This is a genomic window from Halovivax limisalsi (genome assembly GCF_023093535.1).
GTDB lineage: Archaea > Halobacteriota > Halobacteria > Halobacteriales > Natrialbaceae > Halovivax > Halovivax limisalsi.
Genome location: NZ_CP095757.1, coordinates 2,395,864 through 2,414,953, shown reverse-complemented (window position 1 = coordinate 2,414,953; position 19,090 = coordinate 2,395,864). Strand labels below are relative to the sequence as shown.

General features: G+C 66.7%; 17 protein-coding genes and 1 tRNA gene. 7 read left to right on the top strand and 11 right to left on the bottom strand.

The features are described 5' to 3' along the window. Nucleotides 1–403: 403 nt before the first annotated feature. Together MXA07_RS11065 and MXA07_RS11060 are read right to left on the bottom strand one after the other, a co-directional pair. Nucleotides 404–485: transfer RNA gene (locus MXA07_RS11065), tRNA-Ser, on the bottom strand. A gap of 46 nt (nucleotides 486–531) precedes the next feature. After that, nucleotides 532–1,257: a hypothetical protein gene (locus MXA07_RS11060; RefSeq protein WP_247728660.1), complete on the bottom strand. Its 726-nt coding sequence runs from the start codon at nucleotides 1,255–1,257 to the stop codon at nucleotides 532–534. 114 nt (nucleotides 1,258–1,371) lie between these two features. On the opposite strand from MXA07_RS11060, the gene MXA07_RS11055 reads away from it, so the two are divergent. Further along, on the top strand, nucleotides 1,372–1,593 hold the full coding sequence (locus tag MXA07_RS11055; protein WP_247728659.1) for a hypothetical protein: 222 nt from the start codon (nucleotides 1,372–1,374) through the stop codon (nucleotides 1,591–1,593). Between the two features lie 41 nt (nucleotides 1,594–1,634). Here the strand turns inward: MXA07_RS11055 and MXA07_RS11050 are convergent, their stop codons facing one another. From MXA07_RS11050 to MXA07_RS11040, 3 genes are all read right to left on the bottom strand, one after another. Then, the gene (locus MXA07_RS11050) at nucleotides 1,635–2,261 is read right to left on the bottom strand and encodes a uracil-DNA glycosylase (RefSeq protein WP_247728658.1); all 627 of its coding nucleotides are present in this window, start codon (nucleotides 2,259–2,261) and stop codon (nucleotides 1,635–1,637) included. A gap of 86 nt (nucleotides 2,262–2,347) precedes the next feature. Continuing rightward, nucleotides 2,348–2,569, bottom strand: coding sequence for a DUF7976 family protein (locus MXA07_RS11045; protein ID WP_247728657.1), 222 nt, complete (start codon nucleotides 2,567–2,569; stop codon nucleotides 2,348–2,350). 2 nt (nucleotides 2,570–2,571) lie between these two features. Then, nucleotides 2,572–3,648, bottom strand: a complete 1,077-nt coding sequence (locus tag MXA07_RS11040; RefSeq protein WP_247728656.1) for an Mrp/NBP35 family ATP-binding protein — start codon at nucleotides 3,646–3,648, stop codon at nucleotides 2,572–2,574. A gap of 153 nt (nucleotides 3,649–3,801) precedes the next feature. Here MXA07_RS11040 and MXA07_RS11035 point away from each other — a divergent pair, with 153 nt between their 5' ends. The 3 genes from MXA07_RS11035 to MXA07_RS11025 all read left to right on the top strand — a co-directional run bounded on the left by MXA07_RS11035 (nucleotide 3,802) and on the right by MXA07_RS11025 (nucleotide 7,700). Then, nucleotides 3,802–4,662, top strand: a complete 861-nt coding sequence (locus MXA07_RS11035; RefSeq protein WP_247728655.1) for an eIF2B alpha/beta/delta subunit family protein — start codon at nucleotides 3,802–3,804, stop codon at nucleotides 4,660–4,662. Between the two features lie 179 nt (nucleotides 4,663–4,841). Beyond that, nucleotides 4,842–6,215, top strand: coding sequence for a TIGR00341 family protein (locus tag MXA07_RS11030; protein WP_247728654.1), 1,374 nt, complete (start codon nucleotides 4,842–4,844; stop codon nucleotides 6,213–6,215). Between the two features lie 342 nt (nucleotides 6,216–6,557). Then, complete coding sequence (locus tag MXA07_RS11025; RefSeq protein ID WP_282102519.1) at nucleotides 6,558–7,700, top strand: Gfo/Idh/MocA family protein; 1,143 nt, start codon at nucleotides 6,558–6,560, stop codon at nucleotides 7,698–7,700. A 435-nt stretch (nucleotides 7,701–8,135) separates the two neighbouring features. Here the strand turns inward: MXA07_RS11025 and psmB are convergent, their stop codons facing one another. Together psmB and MXA07_RS11015 are read right to left on the bottom strand one after the other, a co-directional pair. Then, complete coding sequence (psmB, locus tag MXA07_RS11020; protein ID WP_247728653.1) at nucleotides 8,136–8,861, bottom strand: archaeal proteasome endopeptidase complex subunit beta; 726 nt, start codon at nucleotides 8,859–8,861, stop codon at nucleotides 8,136–8,138. A gap of 308 nt (nucleotides 8,862–9,169) precedes the next feature. Continuing rightward, nucleotides 9,170–9,337 (bottom strand): hypothetical protein, encoded by a 168-nt coding sequence (locus MXA07_RS11015; RefSeq protein ID WP_247728652.1) that lies wholly within the window; start codon nucleotides 9,335–9,337, stop codon nucleotides 9,170–9,172. Between the two features lie 374 nt (nucleotides 9,338–9,711). On the opposite strand from MXA07_RS11015, the gene MXA07_RS11010 reads away from it, so the two are divergent. Next, nucleotides 9,712–10,068, top strand: a complete 357-nt coding sequence (locus tag MXA07_RS11010; RefSeq protein WP_247731743.1) for a DUF555 domain-containing protein — start codon at nucleotides 9,712–9,714, stop codon at nucleotides 10,066–10,068. A gap of 265 nt (nucleotides 10,069–10,333) precedes the next feature. Continuing rightward, entirely contained in the window at nucleotides 10,334–10,873 is a 540-nt protein-coding gene (locus MXA07_RS11005; protein ID WP_247728651.1) for a CBS domain-containing protein, read from the top strand. A gap of 484 nt (nucleotides 10,874–11,357) precedes the next feature. On the opposite strand, the gene MXA07_RS11000 is transcribed toward MXA07_RS11005, so the two are convergent. From MXA07_RS11000 to MXA07_RS10990, 3 genes are all read right to left on the bottom strand, one after another. Next, nucleotides 11,358–11,780, bottom strand: a complete 423-nt coding sequence (locus MXA07_RS11000) for a CBS domain-containing protein (RefSeq protein ID WP_247728650.1) — start codon at nucleotides 11,778–11,780, stop codon at nucleotides 11,358–11,360. Between the two features lie 91 nt (nucleotides 11,781–11,871). Next, nucleotides 11,872–12,426: a DoxX family protein gene (locus MXA07_RS10995; protein ID WP_247728649.1), complete on the bottom strand. Its 555-nt coding sequence runs from the start codon at nucleotides 12,424–12,426 to the stop codon at nucleotides 11,872–11,874. Between the two features lie 132 nt (nucleotides 12,427–12,558). Continuing rightward, nucleotides 12,559–13,359: a formate/nitrite transporter family protein gene (locus tag MXA07_RS10990; RefSeq protein WP_425492217.1), complete on the bottom strand. Its 801-nt coding sequence runs from the start codon at nucleotides 13,357–13,359 to the stop codon at nucleotides 12,559–12,561. A 305-nt stretch (nucleotides 13,360–13,664) separates the two neighbouring features. Here MXA07_RS10990 and gltB point away from each other — a divergent pair, with 305 nt between their 5' ends. Then, entirely contained in the window at nucleotides 13,665–18,353 is a 4,689-nt protein-coding gene (gene gltB / locus MXA07_RS10985; RefSeq protein ID WP_247728647.1) for a glutamate synthase large subunit, read from the top strand. 181 nt (nucleotides 18,354–18,534) lie between these two features. Here the strand turns inward: gltB and MXA07_RS18350 are convergent, their stop codons facing one another. Further along, nucleotides 18,535–18,831: a DUF7964 domain-containing protein gene (locus MXA07_RS18350; RefSeq protein WP_484496856.1), complete on the bottom strand. Its 297-nt coding sequence runs from the start codon at nucleotides 18,829–18,831 to the stop codon at nucleotides 18,535–18,537. Between the last annotated feature and the right edge of the window lie 259 nt (nucleotides 18,832–19,090).

The following is a 19,090-nucleotide window of genomic DNA, read 5'->3' as shown; positions in this document are numbered from 1 at the left end:
GCCGCGTCTAATCCTAGGTTTGCGACACTCACACCTATAGCTTGTGGTTTCTAAACCGGCGGTTGGCGGGACGTGCATTCCACAGGAAGATGAATTGTACTGCGCGGTTACGCGCCAATCGATCGGTTTCACGCTGCAGTCCGTTCGTCGCAGAAGCGGTGGGGATGGGATTTGAACTACTCCCGAGAACCTGATCGCTCCGCTCACAGAACCTCGGTATAATTCAAATCCCACCGTGTCCGCTTCGCTCCTCACGTCCGTTCGTCGCAGAAGCGGTGGGGATGGGATTTGAACCACGCCCAGACGGTCTTGCTCGCTCCCTTCGGTCGCTGCGCGAGCTGCGACTGGTCTACTTCAAACCCACCGCACCTCGCAGTCGCTCACGAATTGTTCGCGACAGCAACGGTGGGGATGGGATTTGAACCCATGAGGCTGACGCCACCTGCTTTCAAGGCAGGCGCAATGGGCCGCTCTGCCACCCCACCGCGACCGTCGGTTTTCCCTCCCGGCAAAAAGCGTTGTCGGTCCGATTCAATCGCGCGTTACGGTCCGACCATCAGCGGTCCGCAACCCGAGATCCTCGATCGCCTCCGACGTCGACACGGGGATCGGTTTTCCGGCCGCGGCTCGCGCCTCGATGGTCGCAACGGTCGCTGCCAGTCCGGCTTCAGTCTCGATCGTCGGAATCGTCGGCGCGAATCCCACCGCGAGACCTTCGACGCTGGCTCGTTCCGTGACCGTCGCGAGCGTCGGCGGCTCGTAGGCGTCCGTGAAATCGATCGGCTGGCTGTACGCGCTGAGATAGACGTCGCCCGCCGCGTTCGATCCGAGGACGACCTCGTTTCGGCGGACCGACATCATCACGCCGTCGATCTCGGTTCGTCGCACGAGCGGGACGGTGGGTTCGAGGAGGGCGACGCTCACCTCGTCCTCGCGTTCGAGCAGGTGGGTGACGGTATTGCCGACGCGGGCCGACCGCGACGAGCCGACCTGGCGTTCGAATCGGACGTCGTCCGGGTCGTCGATCACCGTCGAGACCAGCGAGCGCACGCGATCCTCCGGGTCCGAGACGCCGTCCGGTTCGCGGTAGTTGACGAGCACCGCGGCGCTGCTGTCCCGAGCCGCGCGGAGGACGTCGGTGACCGCGCTCTCGTACAGCGTGCGCGCCTCCGGCGGATCGACCACGTCCGCGTCGAGCAGCGCCTCTACGTACCGACGGCCCGTCTCCGGCGGGTCGACGAACACGACGACGATCATACCGGATTTCGGGCCCCTCGCGTCTTGAACGCGGCGGTTCGAACACCGTCCTGTCCCCGACGGCATCGGGTCGTAGCCGGTCGTATTAAGGGGATCCCGAACCCGTCTTCGGGTATGCGAACCCGGACACTGGTCGGCGCGCTCGGGACGCTCACGATTCTCGGCGCCGTCGCCCTCGGCGCGTACACGCTCCTGGTCGAGTACGGATTCGACGCGGCGGGGAACGACTGGCGGATGCAGGGACTCGCAACGCTGCTTCTGGCCGCCCTCGTCGTCGCCAGCCTGTCCTTCGTCGGGTCCCGCGGCGGCGGGCGACTCGACACGCCCTACTGGTGAGTTGATTCGCCGTTCGGCGCGTATCCCGCTGTGGGTCCGCTCTACCGTTCGCGTCGGCCCTTCGTCTGGCGGTAATCCGACGCCATAACGTCGGCGAACGCGTGAACCCACTCGTCTCGCCGGGACTCGGTCGCCTCCCGCGGATCGCACATCGGGACGAGTTCGAACCCGCGCCCCCTGATCGTCGTCGCGTGGAGGTCCTCGATCCGGAGGTCGTCGGCCGATCGCGTGGTGTACTCCGCGCCCAATCGCCAGAGCGCTCGCTGGCCGACCGGGATCAGCAGTTCGGGGTTGATCATCCGGATCTCGGCGTCGAGGTACGGTTCGCAAGTGTCGACTTCCTCGTCGGTCGGGACGCGATCCGGGTGCCGACAGCGCGTCAGGTACGTGAGATACGCGCCCTCGAGGTGCGGGCGCGCGGGGTCGCTGGTGAGATCGCAGAGCCCGAGGCGACCGAGCGTGCGAGTGAGCGGATGGAACTCCTCGTCCCCAGCGAAGGGCACGCCCGTTCGGTCGGCGGTCTCGCCCGGTCGCTCGCCGACGAACAGGAAGTCCGCCGCCACGTCGCCGTAGCCGTGCACCACCGACTCGCGGGTGTCACACAGGGCCGGGCAGTTCCGGCAATCTTCGTCCATTCCGAACGGGTTCGACCGCGTCTCGACGTCCATCGCCCGTTCGTCGGTCGCGCGGACAAAAAAGCACTCGGGACCGCTCGCGGGGCCACGCCGCTACGGATCGGCCAGCGCGGTCGCGCTCAGCGGTCGAGCCCGCCGCGCTCCTTGACCTCGAGGATGAACTTCACGTTGCGAATAACCTCCTCCGGCGTCGTCGATTCGTCGGGGTCGTAGACGTCGCTGGTCCGGTAGAGTACGTTCGCCAGCTGTTTGCGCTCGCTTGACTCGCCGCGGATCTCCTCGGCCACGTCGCGGAGCAGCCGCGCGCGGTCCGGGTCGTCGGCGATCGAATCCTCGGGCATGGTCAATCGTCGTCCGGCGTCGGCGCCGCGGCGTCGTCCGCCTCGGAGACGGCGCGTCGGTGGACGACCCCGACGTTGTCCGCGACGGCGTTCGTCACGTCGCGAAACGCCTCGCCCGTCTCGCTCTCGGCCAGGACCGTCGGTTCACCTGCGTCGCCGCCAGCCCGCACGGCGGGGTCGAGCGGGATCGAGCCGAGAAACGGCATGTCGTGGATCTCGGCGAACTCCGACCCGCCGCCGGCGCCGAAGATGTCGTGTTGACTCCCGCAGTCGGGACAGGCGAACGTGGCCATGTTCTCGACGATGCCAAGGACGACCGTCTCGTGTTTGGCGAACATCTCGAGTCCCTTCCGTGCGTCGTCGAGCGCCACGTCCTGGGGGGTCGTGACGATCACGGCGCCGGTCACCGGCATCGTCTGCAGCATCGTCAGCTGCGTATCGCCCGTCCCGGGCGGGAGGTCGACGACGAGGTAGTCGAGGTGGCCCCACTCGACGTCCTCGGTGAGTTGCGTGATCACCTTGTGGACCATCGGGCCGCGCCAGATGACGGGGTCGTCCTCGCCGGTGAGGAAGGCCATGCTCATCAGTTTCACGCCGTACTTCTCGGGCGGGACGAGCGTCTCGTCCTCGGTCGCCATCGGCGGTTCGTCGGCGTCGACCATCCGCGGGACGTTCGGGCCGTAGACGTCCGCGTCGAAGAGGCCGACGCGGGCGCCGCGGCTGGCCAGGCCCGCCGCGACGTTCACGGCCACGGTCGACTTCCCGACGCCGCCTTTCCCGGAAGCAACGGCGATGACGTTCTTGACGTTCGGGAGCACGGCCTCCTCGGGGCGAGCGTCGTCCCGGCCGGGGACGCTCGCCGAGAGGTCGACCGCGTACTCGGTGTCCTCGAACGCCTCCTGGATCGTGCCCGCCAGCTCCGTCTCGGCCGGCGAGTACGGCGCGCCGAGCGCGAGATCGATCGACACCGTCTCGGCGTCGACGGTGACGTCGTTGACGAGCCCGAGCGAGACGAGGTCGTCCCCGAGCATCGGGTCGTCGATCTCGCTGAGCCGGTCGCGTACCGCTTCCTCGTCCATGTGAACCCTGCGGGTATCTGGCTCGAAAAGCGTTGTGTTCGCCCGTGCGCTGGGATATTGGCGAAGGGAGTCGACGGCGTGCCTTTCGATCGTGGGTGCCAGGACCGTCTGGTACCCGAAACGGCTTTGAGTCGGTCGGTTGAGGGGTGTGGTATGATCGACGAGACGGCAGAGGAGATCCGTCGGATGCAGACTCACAGTTCGTCTGCGGTCGCGATCCGGGCGACGCGCGCGCTCGAATCGCTGCTCGATCGCGAGTACGCGACCGTCGAAGCGTTCCACACGACCCTCGAGCAGAACGCGAACGTGCTCAAGCGGGCGAACCCGTCCCACGCCTCGCTCCAGAACGCCCTCCGGAAGGTCGTCGACGAGGTGACCGAGAGCGACCCCGCCGACGTCGAGGAGGCGACCTCGGTCGCGCGCGCCGTCATCGAGGACGTCGCGGCTCGAATCGAGTCGGGGAAGCACCGGGCCGCGGCGAACGCCGCGTCGATCCTCGCGAACGACGACGTCCTCCTGACCCACGATTACTCGACGACGGTGCTCGAGGCGGTCGAGCTCGCGACCGACCAGGGCGCGACGTTCGACCTCTACGTGACCGAGGCGCGGCCGCGCTACATCGGGCGCAGGGCGGCTCGCGAGTTCGCGACGATCGAGGGGGTCGACGTGACCCTCATCACGGACGCCGCCGGCGGCTACCACCTCGCAGAGTGCGATCGGGTCGTCGTCGGCATGGACTGCATCGTCGACGACGTGCTGTACAACCGGGTGGGGACGTTCCCGCTCGCAGCCGCCGCGGCACAACTCGACGTTCCGGTCACGGTCCTGGGCGCGGCGTCGAAGCTGATCACGCAGGGATTCGTCTTCGAGAACGAGTTCCGCGACGGCAACGAGGTGCTCCTCGAGCCGGCGACCGAGTTCGACGTCTCGAACCCGGCCTACGACGCCACGCCCGTGTCGCTCATCGAGAGCGTCGTTACCGACGAGGGGCGGCGAACGTTCGACGAGGAGTGACGTCCCTGTCGGCTCACGACGCTTCAGGTGGATCACGCCGTCACCGAACGCCCCGCTCCCCCGACGATCTGGGGCCACGTGTGCCAGCTGGACACGCCGCCTGAAGCGGTCGCGTTTCGACTATCGGATCGTATCTGGACGGTCGTCGTTCTTTCCCGGAGGTCGTGGTACGGGCCCGCATGCGAGTCGTGCAGTTGTACGTCCCACGCGGTGAGCGATCGTCGATCCTTGCAACGCTCGAAAGCGAGGCGGTCGAGTACGGCCTAACGGAGGAAACCAGCGACAGCGCCTTCGAAGCGATCGTCTCGGTCCCGGTACCGGTCGACGGCGTCGATTCGCTCCTTTCGCGCTTGCACGCCGATGGACTCCACGACGACGTCAGGATCGTCGTGATGGGCGTGGAAGCGTCCGTCTCCGGCGATCCGGACGCCGATCGGTCCAGGTACGCTCCCACCCAACTGTCGCGAGCGGAGATCCGGGCACAAGCGATATCGCTGGCCCCGGCGGCCTCGACGTTCTTCGCGTTGCTCGTCCTCTCGAGTATCATCGCGACCGCGGGGTTGCTGACCGACTCGACCGCGACGATCATCGGCGCGATGGTCGTCGCCCCGTTGATGGGGCCGGCGCTGGCGGCGAGCGTCGGCGTCGTCGTGCACGACGAATCGCTCGCATCGCGCGGGATCGCGCTCCAGGCGGGCGGGCTTTTCGTCACCGTACTGACCGCCGCGCTCGTCGGGTGGGCGCTCCGCGGGACGGTCTTGCTGCCCCCTGGGCTCGACATTACGACTATCCCAGCCGTCGAAGAGCGCATCACGCCGACGCTCCTGTCGCTGTTTCTCGCCCTGGGATCCGGCGCCGCCGCGGTCGTCAGCCTCACGCGGGACGTCGGCTCCGTGCTGGTCGGCGTCGCCATCGCCGTCGCGCTGGTGCCGCCGGCGGCGACGGCGGGCCTCGGGATCGCGTGGTGGCATCCGACCGTCGTCCTCACGGCGGGAACGCTCGTGCTGGTCAACCTGCTGGCGATCAACCTCACGGCGCTCGTGATGCTGTGGCTGCTCGGCTACCGGCCCTACGAGGTCGAACGGGTGGACCGGGCCGTTAGTCGACTTCGTGCGCGGGTGGCCATATTTATCGTCGCGATCGCCGTGCTCACCGTGATTCTGGCGGTCGTGACCTACGGCACGTACCAGGTCGCCGCGCTCACCCACGACGTCGACCGGGAACTCGCCGCGATGAGCGACGATCCGGCGTTCGAGGAGGTTACCTTTCACGAGGTCGCCGTCGAGTACGAGGTTCACGACGTCGTGGCCGATCGACCGGCCGCCGTGACGGTGCTCGTCGAACGACCGCCCGGCGAAGCCGAACCGCCGGATTTCGCCGAGCGCGTTCGAACGCGGCTGGCCGCCGTCGTGGACGCCGAGCTCGACGTCACGGTCGAACTGATCGATACGCAGCGCAGTCGTCCCGAACGGACGGCCGCACCAACGTCGAACCCGATCCGAGTCACTCGGATCGACGCGACCCCGCTACGAGGCGGCGTCCGTCCACAGTGACTGGAAGAGCGGTGGTGTAAACGTGGGTCCTCAGTCGGTAATTCCACGGGAGAGGCGACGGTGGACGGCCATCACACCGCTCTATCGTGTCCCGGGGGACCGTCAGGAATCGTAGGTGACTACCGGAACCAGCGGCGCGGTAATTTTCGTTTAAAAATTCTAGAATTTAAATACGGGAGCGTGACTGTTCAATAGAATTGACGATTATTAGGGCACAATGTTTATTTTGTCCCCACCCCTCCTGTCTCCAATGATCGACCGGTACCGACCAATTTCCTCCGAGAAAGCCCCGATTACCTCCCCGACAATCGTCGGTTCACTGCTCGGACGGGGTGGTGGATCGTGAGCGAGGCGAACGCGGGCGAGCGAACCCGCGTCGGGGTGGTCGGTCTCGGCGGAATGGGTCGCCTGCACGCCTCGACGTTCGAGGAAGCGGGTGCGACGATCGTCGCCGGGGTCGACATCACCGAGGACGCGCGCGAGGAGTTCGCCGAATCGTTCGACGCCGCGGTCTACGAGCACCACGAGGCGTTACTGGCCGACGGACCGGTCGACGCCATCGTCGTGACGACACCCAACCGGTTTCACGAATCGATTGCCGTCGCCGCGCTCGAGGCGGACGTTTCGGTCCTCGTCGAGAAGCCGCTCGCCCACTCCCTCGAGAGCGCTCAGCGGATCGCCGACGCCGCCGCCGAATCCCGAGCCACGTGCATGGTCGGATTTCACAACCGTCACGCCGCCGCGACCCAATTGTTCGACGCACAGCGCGCCCGGGACCGGTTCGGCACGATTCGCCACGTCGAGGCGAACTACATCCGTCGCCGCGGAATCCCTGGCACTGGATCGTGGTTCACCGATCCCTCGCTCTCGGGCGGCGGCGCGCTCATCGACATCGGCGTGCACGCGCTCGACCTCGCGCTCTACACGATGGGCTTTCCCGACATCGTCGAGGTGTCGGGCACGACGCGCGCGGGCATCGGCGGTCGGGACGAGTACGCCGATCCCGACGGGTTCAGCGGCGGTTGGGACGCTACAGAGGGATCGTACGACGTCGAAGAATCGGTCTCGGCCTTCCTACGGAGCGCGGACGGACGGACGATATCGCTGGAAGCGGCGTGGGCGACGAACCGCGACCCGTCGATGGACTTCTACGTCCGCGGCGACGAAGCCGGCGCCCACTACGAGATCGGCGACTCGGAGTGTCGCGTCCTGGATACGGGCGTCTCGGGCGTCGACCACTACGAAGACGTCGTCCTCTCGGGTGACTCCTCCGTCGCCGGCTACCGCGCCCAAGACGAACGCTTCCTCGCGAGCGTCCGCTCGGGCCGTCCGATCTCTTCGAACACGATATCCGAGGCGCTACAGGTCCAGCGAATCATCGACGCGATCTACGAATCGGCCGCACAGAACCGGGCCGTGCGCCTCGACCCGATCGAACGGCCGGTGACCAGTTCCCAACCGGTATCACACCCGAACGTCCAGTAACGAACCCGGCCCAGCCTCCGCTTCATCCGGACGCCATCGGTCGGCTCGCTGCTCGTCCGTCGCAGGGTCGCCCGCCGCCTGCCAGGCGTCGCGACATCGGAGCGACCCCTACGTGCCGTCCGTCGTCCCGCTTCGGTTTTCGGACGGTACTCTCTGTGTTCGGCCCCACGTGCAGCCGCGATCGCTGGCGCGTTCGGTACGTCGGTGATCGTGCTGACCCAGCGACGGTCGACCGTCGACGCGAGGGAGCCGGTTCCGGAGGCGGAAGCAGGAACGGTCGCCAGGAGCAGGAAGCCGCGGCTACCGAGGAAGCGTCACTCGAGAGCGGCGGTCTGTCGTTCGCGGAACCGACGGCGGAGTCGTTTCGATAATTGTGCAAGGCCGCGGCGGGCGGAACTGGCGGCTGTGGAGGGACGAACGGCCGACTGTCGTCGCCTACAGAACTTCCTCGAAGTCGTGGTGGCCGTGAATGTCGACGCCCTCGTCGGTGATCTCACAGAGGTAGACGCCGTTGCCGGAGCCAGTGTCGCGTTCGGCGGCGGATTTGATCCCCTGGGCGGCGATCGTCATCGCCTCGTCGTTCGACAGGCCCTCCTCGTAGGTCTGTTCGAGGTGACCGTAGGCCAGTTGCATCCCGGAGCCGGTGACGGTGTAGTCGTCTTCCATGACGCCTCCCGCGGGGTCGATGCTGTAGACGTGGCTCCCCTCGTCGTCGACGCCGCCCAGGATCGGGTGGATCGCGAAGAAGGGACCGCCGCGGGCGAAGTTGCCGGCCAGCGTCGCAAGCGCGTCGATGCTCATGTCGGCGCCGCGGCGCGCTTCGTAGAGGTTCACCTCCGCGCGGAGACTGGAGATGAACGACTGGGCGCCGCCGACGCTCCCGACCATCGTGAGAGCGGCCGTGGGATGGATCTGTTCGACCTTCTGGACGTTCTTGTTCGAGACGAAGCGGCCGCCCAGGCTCGCGCGCATGTCGGTCGCGATCACGACGCCGTCGGCGGTGGAGATGCCGATCGTCGTCGTCCCCGTCTTGTTCACGTTGTCGAGGTCGCTCGCGTCGACGTCGTTGTCGGGGAGCGAGCCGAGTTCGGGGCTGTACGGGTCGGTGTTGGCGGAACGGCCGTCCGACGGATCCGAGAAGTCAGCTGTGGGCGTACGCATTGTGCGTGACTAACGACCGGGACGGTATAAAACACCGGCGGTAACGAATCCGCCTCACCGCGGCACCGATTCGTCCCAGCGGGGATACGGCCCGACACACCCGCCGAGCCGACGGACACTCGTCACTCCGTGCGACCGGCGACCGCGCCAGGGCGGCCGAAGGGGCCGCTCAGACGGCTCTCGTGAGGGTGACGTCGAGAGAACGCGGTCGTGGGCCCCGGAGTGGTCGTCGCTTCAGCGTTTTCAAGGTGGAGCCTCCGGCCTCAAGGACCGAGGCGCGTAGCGCCGAGGGAGTAGGGTGGGGTAGTTTACACGGCGTTTTCGTACGCGGTTTCGACGCGTCCGAGCAGTCGGTGAAGAGGAACCGTGATCCCCAGTTGCTTCGAGGCGAGTGCTACTGGCATCAGCATGATGCCGAGCATGATGGCACTCTGGTACAGCGCGAACAGCGTCGATCGGTAGACGCGATCTTTCATCGGCGTAGTCGGCTCAGAGCAGCAGGGAGTATATAAGCATTGTTGCTCGGATCGATCCCGCCCGATTCTTCATTCGGAATCCGCCCCGGCGCAGTCCGGCGATTCAACTACGGTTGTGTTCGGTCCAACTAAACCAGTCCGGTCACCGATGTCGGTCTATGCAGGTGAGGGCGTACCCGCTCAATTTCTGTAACGTATGGGCATCGTTTCGCTCACGTCCGCATCGGTCGACCCCGTACCGCCGGGCGCGGCAGCGGGCGCCGGTGCGGAACGGATCGGAGAGTGCGGCCAGGTCGGTCGGTTCCGGGATCTCTCGGCCACACTGGGCGATGGAAACCGCAAAGAACGTCACCCGCCGGCCCGATTTCGCGTACATGAGCAACTACCTCGTGGCGATGGAAGCCGCCTGGCTCGTTCGGGACGTAGCGGGTGTCGACGACGCCATCGGCGTCGCAGTCAGCGAAGCCGGTCGACGGCTGAATGAGGAAGGAATGGAGTACGTGGAGGTGGAGGTCGGCGCGACGGGGTGTCCGGCGTGTGGCGAACCGTTCGATTCGGCGTTCATCGCGGCCGAGACCGCGCTCGTCGGGCTCGCGCTCGAGATGGACGTCTTCAACGCCGACAGCGAGGAACACGCCTCCCGCATCGCAAAGAGCGAGGTCGGCGGTGCGCTCAGGGACGTTCCGCTCGACGTCGTCGAGGTGTTCGAAGAGCCGGAAGACGAGGCCTGATCGAACCGCCACTCCGTAACGGGTCCACTGGTTATCCTGTGGGACAACGTCGCGGTCGATCGATGCCAGCATCGACCCGATCACCTGCCCGTCGGCCGGCCGAGCCACCGATGCTCCAGCGAGTCCGACCGGCGGATGGGGTGGCAGTGATCGCGCGGTTTCCGCCCGACGACCCGCGAGTGGTCGCACCGCGACTTCCGTTCAGGCGGTCCTGCCGTCGCAGCCGACCCAAACACCTTTCTATAACCCGTGGTTATCTCCCCGTATGGAGCTACCTACGCCCGCCGACCTCCGGCAGCGACGGACGGACCTCGAGTTGACCCAGAGCGAACTCGCCGAGCGAGCGAACGTCTCCCAGCCGTTGATCGCCCGCATCGAGGGCGGCGACGTCGACCCGCGCCTCTCGACGCTGCGCCGAATCGTTACCGCGCTCGACGAGGCCGCAGGCGACATCATTCGAGCGGCGGACCTCATGAACGAAGACGTCGTAAGTGTCGACCCGGACGATACGGTCGGGGAGGCGGCGCAGACGATGGAACAGGAAGCCTACTCCCAGCTCGCAGTGATTCGGGACGGCGTCCCGGTGGGGTCGATCAGCCAGAGCGAACTCGTCCACCTCGACGCCGATTCACGCGACGAACCGGTCTCCGAGCACATGGCCGAGAGCTTCCCGACGGTTTCGAAAGACGCGACGCTCGACGAGGTGAGCAACCTCCTGGATCACTACAAGGCGGTCATGATCACGGACGCCGGCGAGACGGTCGGCATCATCACCGAAGCCGACCTGGCTGCCCGACTTTCCTGAACCCGTTCGCGACCGGTGCGCACGGATCGCTCCGATCGATGAACCGTCGCTTCCCGTTCGGTGGGGTCGTTGCGAACGCCGTACCGAGAACTCGGAATAATTACGTGGAAGATTGCGATGATTTTATATGCGCTGACCCCACATCCTCGGAGAGGGTCGCCATCTCTGGCAGGTGGCACCCACAGTTGGCGGTGGTCGACCCGGGTCCGACTCGTCCGGTGTCGATCACGCGGCTATCTCGCCGATCGATACGCGGTACCCCACTACCACTCCGTCGTCGTCACCGGGTCGTTCGTCAGGCAGGCTCTTTCGTAAATCGTCTATCCATCCGACGGGACTTTCCGATGAACACGGACACGAGGGCGCCGCGTTCTTGGGAATGGACCGTCCGTTCCGTTCGGGCGATCGACGGCGAGTCCCGGGAGGATCCGACCGAATCGCGGGATCGGTGGGCGAAGCCGATACGGGGGATCGAACGATCGGTTCAGTATTCGGGTCGCTGCGCCTGGATGATCGTCGACAGCTGGGCCTGTTCGTCGGCGAGTAGCTCGGTGAAGTCGTCGGCCGTGATGATCCCCGCGAGATCGCCGCCGTCTCGGGTGACCGGCAACCGCCTGACGCCCGCGTCGGCCATCCGTTCCGCCGCGGTGTAGAACCCCTCGGACTCCTGGACCGTCGTCAGGTCGTCGGACATGACGTCCTCGGCCGTCAGCTCGGACGGGTCCGAACCCTCGCCGACGACGCGGATCGCCAGGTCGCGATCGGTGACGATCCCGGTCGGTTCGTCGCCGTCCGTGATGACGACGCTACCGACGCCCTCGTCGTCCATCCGACTGGCAATATCCGTGACGTCGGCGCTCGTCTCGGCCGTTACGACCTCACTACGCGCGAGATTTTCGACTGGCATAGCCACCAACATCGGCCACGAGCGGCCGTAAAAACCCCGGCCACACCGGTCGGGGGGCAAACAGGTTCGATCGACGAGACGGTCGGTCCGCTCACCCGAGCAGGTACCGCGACCACGGATATCGCTCGACGAGCGGCCGGCCGTCGATGTCGTACTGTTCGACGTAGGTGTCCAGTCCGAAGATGCGACCCGCACCGAAGGCTGCGACGGAAAGGAAGACGAGCATGTAGGCGAAGTCGCCGTTGATGTAGCCGTGACCGACGTCCCAGTTGCCGAGATAGAACATGAGCATCATGAACGCGCCCCAGAACGCCGCGAGGCGAGTCAGCGCGCCGACGAGGAGGCCGAGGCCGATGAGCACCTCGCCCCAGGGGACGGCGACGTTGACGAACGAGACGAACCACGCCGTCTCCCCCATCGCGACGAACAGGTCCGCGACCGGACTCCCGTTCGCGACCGTCGCACCGGTCAGGTATCCCCCGGCGGAGAATCCGCCCCCGACGACCTTCTCGAATCCGCTCTGGAAGAAGGCGATCCCCATCATCAACCGCAGCGCCAGGATGAACCAGACGCTGAGTGTGTGTAGTTTGCCGCTGGCGGTGAGGCCGCCGATCGTGCTCGGTAACGTGACTTCGTTGTTCGTCATACTGTAACGATGCCTAGAATACCATCCACATAAACGTACGTCACGCTATCGCGGACCGGGATTCGGCCCGAATTCGACGCGTGACGTCGTCTCGCCGCGGAGCGACGCACACGGGTCGACGCGAGTCGGCGACTACTTTCCGCCGCGAACCACGTGGCCGTACTTGAGCGAGGCGACGAAGACGGCGCCGCCGACGGCGTTTCCGATCGTCGCCAGGCTGAGGAACCAGAGATAGTCCGCGATCGTAATTCCGTCCGAGACGAGCAAGCCGAACAGCACTTCGACGTTTCCGGCGATGGAGTGAGGCAGGTGCAGGAGACCGATCGTCGCCGTGACGACCCAGATGAGGAGGAGTCGACTCGTCGTCTCCTGAGCGGCCGTGATCAGCCACGCGAGCAACCCCATCAGCCATCCGGCGAACATGCCGGCGATCAGGAGCCAGAGTAGCTCGTGGGTGACGAGTTTGAGCGCGATCGCTTCGAACGCGGCGGGCGTCACGACGCCGAGCCCGGGCATGAGTAACACGGCGAGAACGGTAAAGAACATGCCGCCGACGAGATTGCCGACGTAGACGAGTCCCCAGAGTCTGGCCAGCTGTCGGGGCGACGCCTGTCCGTCGAGCACTGGAATCACCGCCAGGGTCGTGTGTTCGGTGAACAGTTCCGAGCGCCCGAGGATGACGAACATGAAACCGACGGAGTACGCGCTAGCGAGGAGCAGTTCCGTCGTCAGGTCGCCGAACCCGCCGGTCGAGAGCGTGAGCAGGACCGCCATCAACAACGGCCCGAACCCGATGTCGAGGCCGGCGGACAACCCGGAGAGCAACAGTCCCGTCCGTTCCCGATTCATCTCGTGGACGCCGCTCTCGATCAACGAATCGAGGACGTCGCGCGTCGGCCGTTGCTCGGTGGATTGCGCGGCTGAGGCGTTCACCTGGACGTCACTGTCGGATGGTTGATCGACCGTCTCGCTCGACGATTCCGGTTCGCGATCGGACACGAACGGGCCTCTCGTAGACCGAGCACCAGCGTCCATGCAAAGCTTTTGGTCTTCGCATCGCCCCCGTCGACACCCCTCACACAAATTCCGGTGCTGGGAGGGCGTTCGACACCGGAACGCCCGGCCGCGACGATCGGGTCCGTCGGGACGCCAATTACATAATATATCCTAGTAGGGATTTATATAACACTTAGTCATTATAGCATATCCTCTTATTCCTCCTCCCGAAACGGCGGGGTATGACACTCAATGGCACCGACGACGATCCGACGTCGCTGGGCGACCGTACCGGTCGGGCGAGCTGCGGCGTCGGCGTCGTCGCCGATCTCGGCGGGGAGGGCTCGCACGAAATCGTCGCCGACGCGCTCGAACTGCTCTCGAACCTCGAACACCGGGGGACGACGGGTGCCGAGGAGAACACGGGCGACGGCGCCGGCATCCTCGTCCGACGACCGGATCGGTTCTTCGGGGATACCCTCGACGAAGAGCTACCAGAGGTGTACGCGGTGGGGACATGCTTCGTACCCAAGGACGACGCCCGCGGCGCGTTCGAGGATCTCGTGGAGCGCGTCCTGAACGCGTACGACCTGGATATCCGCGCCTGGCGAGACGTGCCGACGAACAACGACGGGCTCGGCGAGACGGCGGTGGCGTCGGAGCCGGACGTGCGACAGTGTTTCGTGACGCCGTCCGCGGATGCCCCGGACGATCGCGACGAATTCGACCGACGGCTCTACGTCGCTCGGCGGGCCATCGAATCGGAACTCGAGGCGACGGCCGACGCCCCGGTCGACCGGGCTTACGTTTGCTCGCTGGACCGACGAACGGTGGTGTACAAGGGATTACTCACGGGGACGCAACTGGCGTCGTACTATCCCGATCTCTCCGACGAGCGGTTCGAGTCGACCATCGCGATGGTCCACGAGCGGTTCTCGACGAACACGCTAGGCGCCTGGCACCTCGCCCACCCGTTCCGTCGCACGCTCCACAACGGCGAGTTCAACACGCTCCGGGGGAACGAGAACTGGATGCGCGCACGCGAGCCCGACCTGGCGAGCGATCGAATTCCCGATCTCGACGCGGTCACGCCGGTCGTCGCGAGCGAGACGCAGTCCGACACCGCCACGTTCGACAACGTGCTCGAACTCCTCCTCGAAGGCGGCCGCGACCTTCCCCACTGCCTCCGCCTGTTGATCCCGGAAGCCTGGCGAGCGGACGAGACGATGTCGGACGCGAGGCGCGACTGGTACGACTTTCACGCCTCGCTCGTCGAACCCTGGGACGGCCCGGCGCTGGTCGCTGCGACCGACGGGGAGCGAGTCGGCGCCGTCCTGGATCGGAACGGCCTCCGGCCCTGCCGATACGACGTGACGACCGACGACCGCGTCGTGATGGCCAGCGAGACGGGCGCGCTCGAACTGTCGCCTGAGGAAATCGTGGAACGCGGCCGGCTCGAACCCGGCGAACTGCTCCTCGTCGATCCCGACGCCGGCGAGGTACTGAGCGACGACGAACTCTTCGACGGTCTCGTGGACGATCGCTACGGAGAGTGGACCGACGCCGAACAGGTCCGGCTCGACGAACTCGATACGTCGGCCCGTCAGTCACCGGCGTCTCGTCCGTCGGCGGAACGGACCGACGCGGGGCTCGGTCCCGACGACCTGCGCGCCCGACAAGCTGCGTACGGATACACGCACGACGAACTGGAAACGCTCCTCGAACCGATGGCCGAGACTGGTACCGACCCGGTCGGGTCGATGGGCGACGACACTCCGCTCTCCGTCCTCTCGTCCGCGAACCGACCGCTCTTCGCGTACTTCCGGCAGCTGTTCGCCCAGGTCACGAACCCCCCGATCGATTACGTCCGCGAGGACCTCGTCACCAGCCTCGAGAGCCGGCTGGGTCGCCAGCGAAATCTGCTCGACGAATCGCCGGCTCACGCCCGGCAGCTCGTCCTCGATTCGCCGATTCTCACCCGGGCTGAACTCGCCGCCGTTCGCGAGACCGACTCGGACGGCGTCTCCGCGACGACGGTCGATACGACGTTCGAGGTTGGAGCCGACGAAGGGGGGCAGCCGACCGACGAGCGAGGCGACTCGCTCGGGGCGGCACTCGATCGCCTGCAGGCCGACGCGGTCGCCGCCGTCGAGGCCGGCCACGACGTGCTCGTCCTCTCGGACGTCGCGGTCGGTCCCGACCGAGCGCCGATCCCGAGTCTCCTCGCGGTCAGCGCCGTCCACCAACACCTGATCGAGGCGGGAGTGCGCACCCGCGCCGGACTCGTGGTGGAATCGGGTGCTCCGCGGACCGTCCACCAGGTCGCCACGCTGATCGGGTACGGCGCCGGCGCAGTGTGTCCCACGCTCGCGTACGATACCATCCGGGATCTTACCGCCGGCCACGACGGGGCCGACGCCGCGGCGGCTGTCGGCGCCTACGTCGAGGCCCTGGAGGACGGCCTCTCGAAGACGATGGCGAAGATGGGCATCTCGACCGTCGAAAGCTATCGCGGCGCCCAGATCTTCGAGGCGCTCGGACTCGACGACGGACTCGTCGAGACGTACTTCCCCGGCACCGAGACGACGATCGGCGGCATCGGACTGGCCGACCTCGAAACCGACGTGTTCGCCCGTCACCGCGCGGCCTACGACGCCGACGAGGCGGCGCTCGACCGGACCGGCGAGTTCGAAAACCGGACGGACGGCGTCCACCACCAGTGGAACCCGCGGACGGTCGGCGCGCTCCAGGACGCAGTTCGCTCCGGCGACTACGAACGGTACCGCGAGTTCGCCGAGCTGGTCACCGACGGGAACGAGCAACGCGGGACGCTGCGCGGACTACTCGCGTTCGAGTCCGGTCGCGAGCCGATCCCGCTCGCGGACGTCGAACCCGTCGCCGACATCGTCGAGCGGTTCTCCACGGCCGCGATGTCGCTCGGAAGCCTCTCGCCGGAAGCCCACGAGACGAACGCGATCGCGGCGAACCGCCTCGGCGCGAAGGCCAACACCGGCGAGGGCGGCGAACCGCCCGAACGGTTCGGGACCGAGCGCGAGTGCGCCGTCAAACAGGTCGCGTCCGCGCGCTTCGGCGTCACGGCCACCTACCTCGCCGCGGCGGACGAACTCCAGATCAAGATGGCCCAGGGCTCGAAGCCGGGCGAGGGCGGCCACCTGCCCGGCGCGAAGGTCGGCGAGGAGATCGCCGCGATCCGCAAGTCCACGCCCGGGGTCGGCCTCATCTCGCCGCCGCCCCAGCACGACATCTACTCCATCGAGGACCTGAAACAGCTGATATTCGACCTCAAAGCCGCCAACGAGGGTGCCGATATCAACGTCAAACTCGTCAGCGAGGCCGGCATCGGGACGATCGCCGCCGGCGTCGCGAAAGCCAACGCGGACGTCGTTCACATCTCCGGGCACTCGGGCGGGACGGGCGCGTCGCCGCGCACGTCGATCAAACACGCCGGCAGACCGTGGGAACTCGGCCTCGCCGAGGCCAATCAACTCCTGTGCGAGACAGGCCTCAGGGACCGCATCCAAATCTCGGTCGACGGCGGCCTGAAGACGGGGCGAGACGTCGCCGTCGCGGCGTTGCTCGGCGCCGAGGAGTACGTCTTCGGCACGGCCTCGCTGGTTTCCGAGGGCTGCGTCATGGCGCGACAGTGTCACGAGAACACCTGTCCGGTCGGCATCGCCACGCAGCGGGGCGACCTTCGCGAGCGCTTCCCCGGCGAACCCGAGTATGTCATCAACTACCTGACGTTCGTCGCCACCGAACTGCGCGAGTACATGGCGGAACTGGGCTTCGCGACCGTCGAGGAGATGGTCGGCCGCGTCGACGCGCTCACCCAGCGCGAGGGTGGCGAGCGCGCCCCGTCTGCTCACGATGCGCCCGAGCGATCTTCGGCGGAACCGGGAGCGGACTCATCAGCCCCGTCCGCGTCGGGCGACTCGGACGACGCTGACCGCACTGGCCCCGTGGACCTCTCCGCGATGCTCGCCGAGCCGGCCGGCGCGGTCCGGACGAAGGTTCGCGAGCAAGACCACGAGCTCGAGGACCACCTCGATCGCGCGCTGCTCGAGGATGCCCGATCGGCGCTGACCGACCGCGAACCGGTCTCGCTCTCGACCGATATAACGACGCGGGACCGGGCGGTGGGGACGATGCTCTCGAACCGCGTGGCATCTCGGTACGGCGAGGCGGGACTGGCGAACGGAACGATTGCGGTCACCTGCGACGGCACGGCGGGCCAGAGCTTCGGCGCGTTTCTCGCGAGCGGCATCTCGCTGCACCTCGCCGGCGTCGCGAACGATTACGTCGGCAAGGGACTGTCCGGCGGCATCGTCTCCGTCGCGGCCCCGGGAGGCGTCCACGACGATCCGGGCGAGCCGGTCGCCGTGGGGAACGTCGCCCTCTACGGCGCGACCGACGGCGAGTGTTACGTCGAGGGCGCGGCGGGCGAGCGATTCGCCGTCCGGAATTCGGGGGCGACCGCGGTCGTCGAGGGCGTGGGCGATCACGGCTGCGAGTACATGACCGGCGGCGTCGTCGCCGTCCTCGGCGAAGTCGGCCGGAACTTCGCGGCGGGGATGTCCGGCGGCGTCGGCTACCTCCACGATCCCGAAGGCGATCGGTCCGACCGGATCAACCGAGCGTCCGTCACGGTCGAGTCCGAACTGGCGGCCCGCGACGAGGCACTCCTCCGCCGTCTGCTGGAGAACCACGCCGCATATACGGGATCCGAACGGGCGAGGGCGGTGCTGGAGGACTGGCCGGCCGCACTCGACGATTTCGTCCTCGTCATGCCGGAGGCCTACCGGGAGGCCATCGAAGCCGACGGTCGCGCGGACGTTCGAACGGACCTTCCCGGTCGACCGGTCTCGGCGGACGCGAACGCGAACCTCGGTCGCGTCGTAAGCGACGATTGAACCGACCGAATCGACGACCCAGCAGCCACCCGTCTCTCGTCGTCCGGATCGTCGGATTCGCGCGCCACCATCGGCTGGCAGTCCACTTCCGGTGTTCGCCCGCCGTCGGCGCGATGAGAACGAAGCGGTCGGTGCACCGGGCAGGCGGTGTTGGTCCGTCCGCTGGAATCGATCGGCGGTATCAGTCCGCCGTCTCCGCCGCCGCTCGTTCGACCGCATCGGCCAGTTCGGTACGCCCGCCATCGGTAGCGATAACGTCCCAGTGGCCGTTCACGAACCGGAGGCCGTGTGGCTCACCGTCGATGTCGATGACGAAGCCGTGGACGCACGTAGCCAGGCTATCTTCCGTCGTCACGATCGGCGTGAGTCCATCTAGCCAATCGTTTCGTTCACTGATACGGACGAGTACGGCTTCCGGAACCGGCCGATCGGGAAGCGACGAGATGAGTCCGCACACCGTTATCCGTCTCCCATCCATGACCGAAACTGAGACGAACCGAAGGAAAAGATTACCGGCCGATATGCGATCAATAAATCGTGATGGGTCGCCTGCGTGGCCGTCTCGGCAGCGTCGCCCCCCGTCGGGAGATCGACGTCGGTTCGTGCACGATCGCGGGACACAACTCCGGCGCCCGCTCGACGACGATTGTTGGCCTACCGGAGACAGTGTGGACGGACGGCCTCACTACGACAGCGATCGTCGACCCGGGTTTCTGCCGAAGGCGGTGCAGACTCTG

Bases quoted from the DNA above. Each gene is read 5' to 3' on its own strand.
- MXA07_RS11060 (WP_247728660.1), bottom strand. From the start codon at position 1,257: ATGATCGTCGTCGTGTTCGTCGACCCGCCGGAGACGGGCCGTCGGTAC.
- MXA07_RS11055 (WP_247728659.1), top strand. From the start codon at position 1,372: ATGCGAACCCGGACACTGGTCGGCGCGCTCGGGACGCTCACGATTCTC.
- MXA07_RS11050 (WP_247728658.1), bottom strand. From the start codon at position 2,261: ATGGACGTCGAGACGCGGTCGAACCCGTTCGGAATGGACGAAGATTGC.
- MXA07_RS11045 (WP_247728657.1), bottom strand. From the start codon at position 2,569: ATGCCCGAGGATTCGATCGCCGACGACCCGGACCGCGCGCGGCTGCTC.
- MXA07_RS11040 (WP_247728656.1), bottom strand. From the start codon at position 3,648: ATGGACGAGGAAGCGGTACGCGACCGGCTCAGCGAGATCGACGACCCG.
- MXA07_RS11035 (WP_247728655.1), top strand. From the start codon at position 3,802: ATGATCGACGAGACGGCAGAGGAGATCCGTCGGATGCAGACTCACAGT.
- MXA07_RS11030 (WP_247728654.1), top strand. From the start codon at position 4,842: ATGCGAGTCGTGCAGTTGTACGTCCCACGCGGTGAGCGATCGTCGATC.
- psmB (WP_247728653.1), bottom strand. From the start codon at position 8,861: ATGCGTACGCCCACAGCTGACTTCTCGGATCCGTCGGACGGCCGTTCC.
- MXA07_RS11015 (WP_247728652.1), bottom strand. From the start codon at position 9,337: ATGAAAGATCGCGTCTACCGATCGACGCTGTTCGCGCTGTACCAGAGT.
- MXA07_RS11010 (WP_247731743.1), top strand. From the start codon at position 9,712: ATGAGCAACTACCTCGTGGCGATGGAAGCCGCCTGGCTCGTTCGGGAC.
- MXA07_RS11005 (WP_247728651.1), top strand. From the start codon at position 10,334: ATGGAGCTACCTACGCCCGCCGACCTCCGGCAGCGACGGACGGACCTC.
- MXA07_RS11000 (WP_247728650.1), bottom strand. From the start codon at position 11,780: ATGCCAGTCGAAAATCTCGCGCGTAGTGAGGTCGTAACGGCCGAGACG.
- MXA07_RS10995 (WP_247728649.1), bottom strand. From the start codon at position 12,426: ATGACGAACAACGAAGTCACGTTACCGAGCACGATCGGCGGCCTCACC.
- gltB (WP_247728647.1), top strand. From the start codon at position 13,665: ATGACACTCAATGGCACCGACGACGATCCGACGTCGCTGGGCGACCGT.
- MXA07_RS18350 (WP_484496856.1), bottom strand. From the start codon at position 18,831: ATGGATGGGAGACGGATAACGGTGTGCGGACTCATCTCGTCGCTTCCC.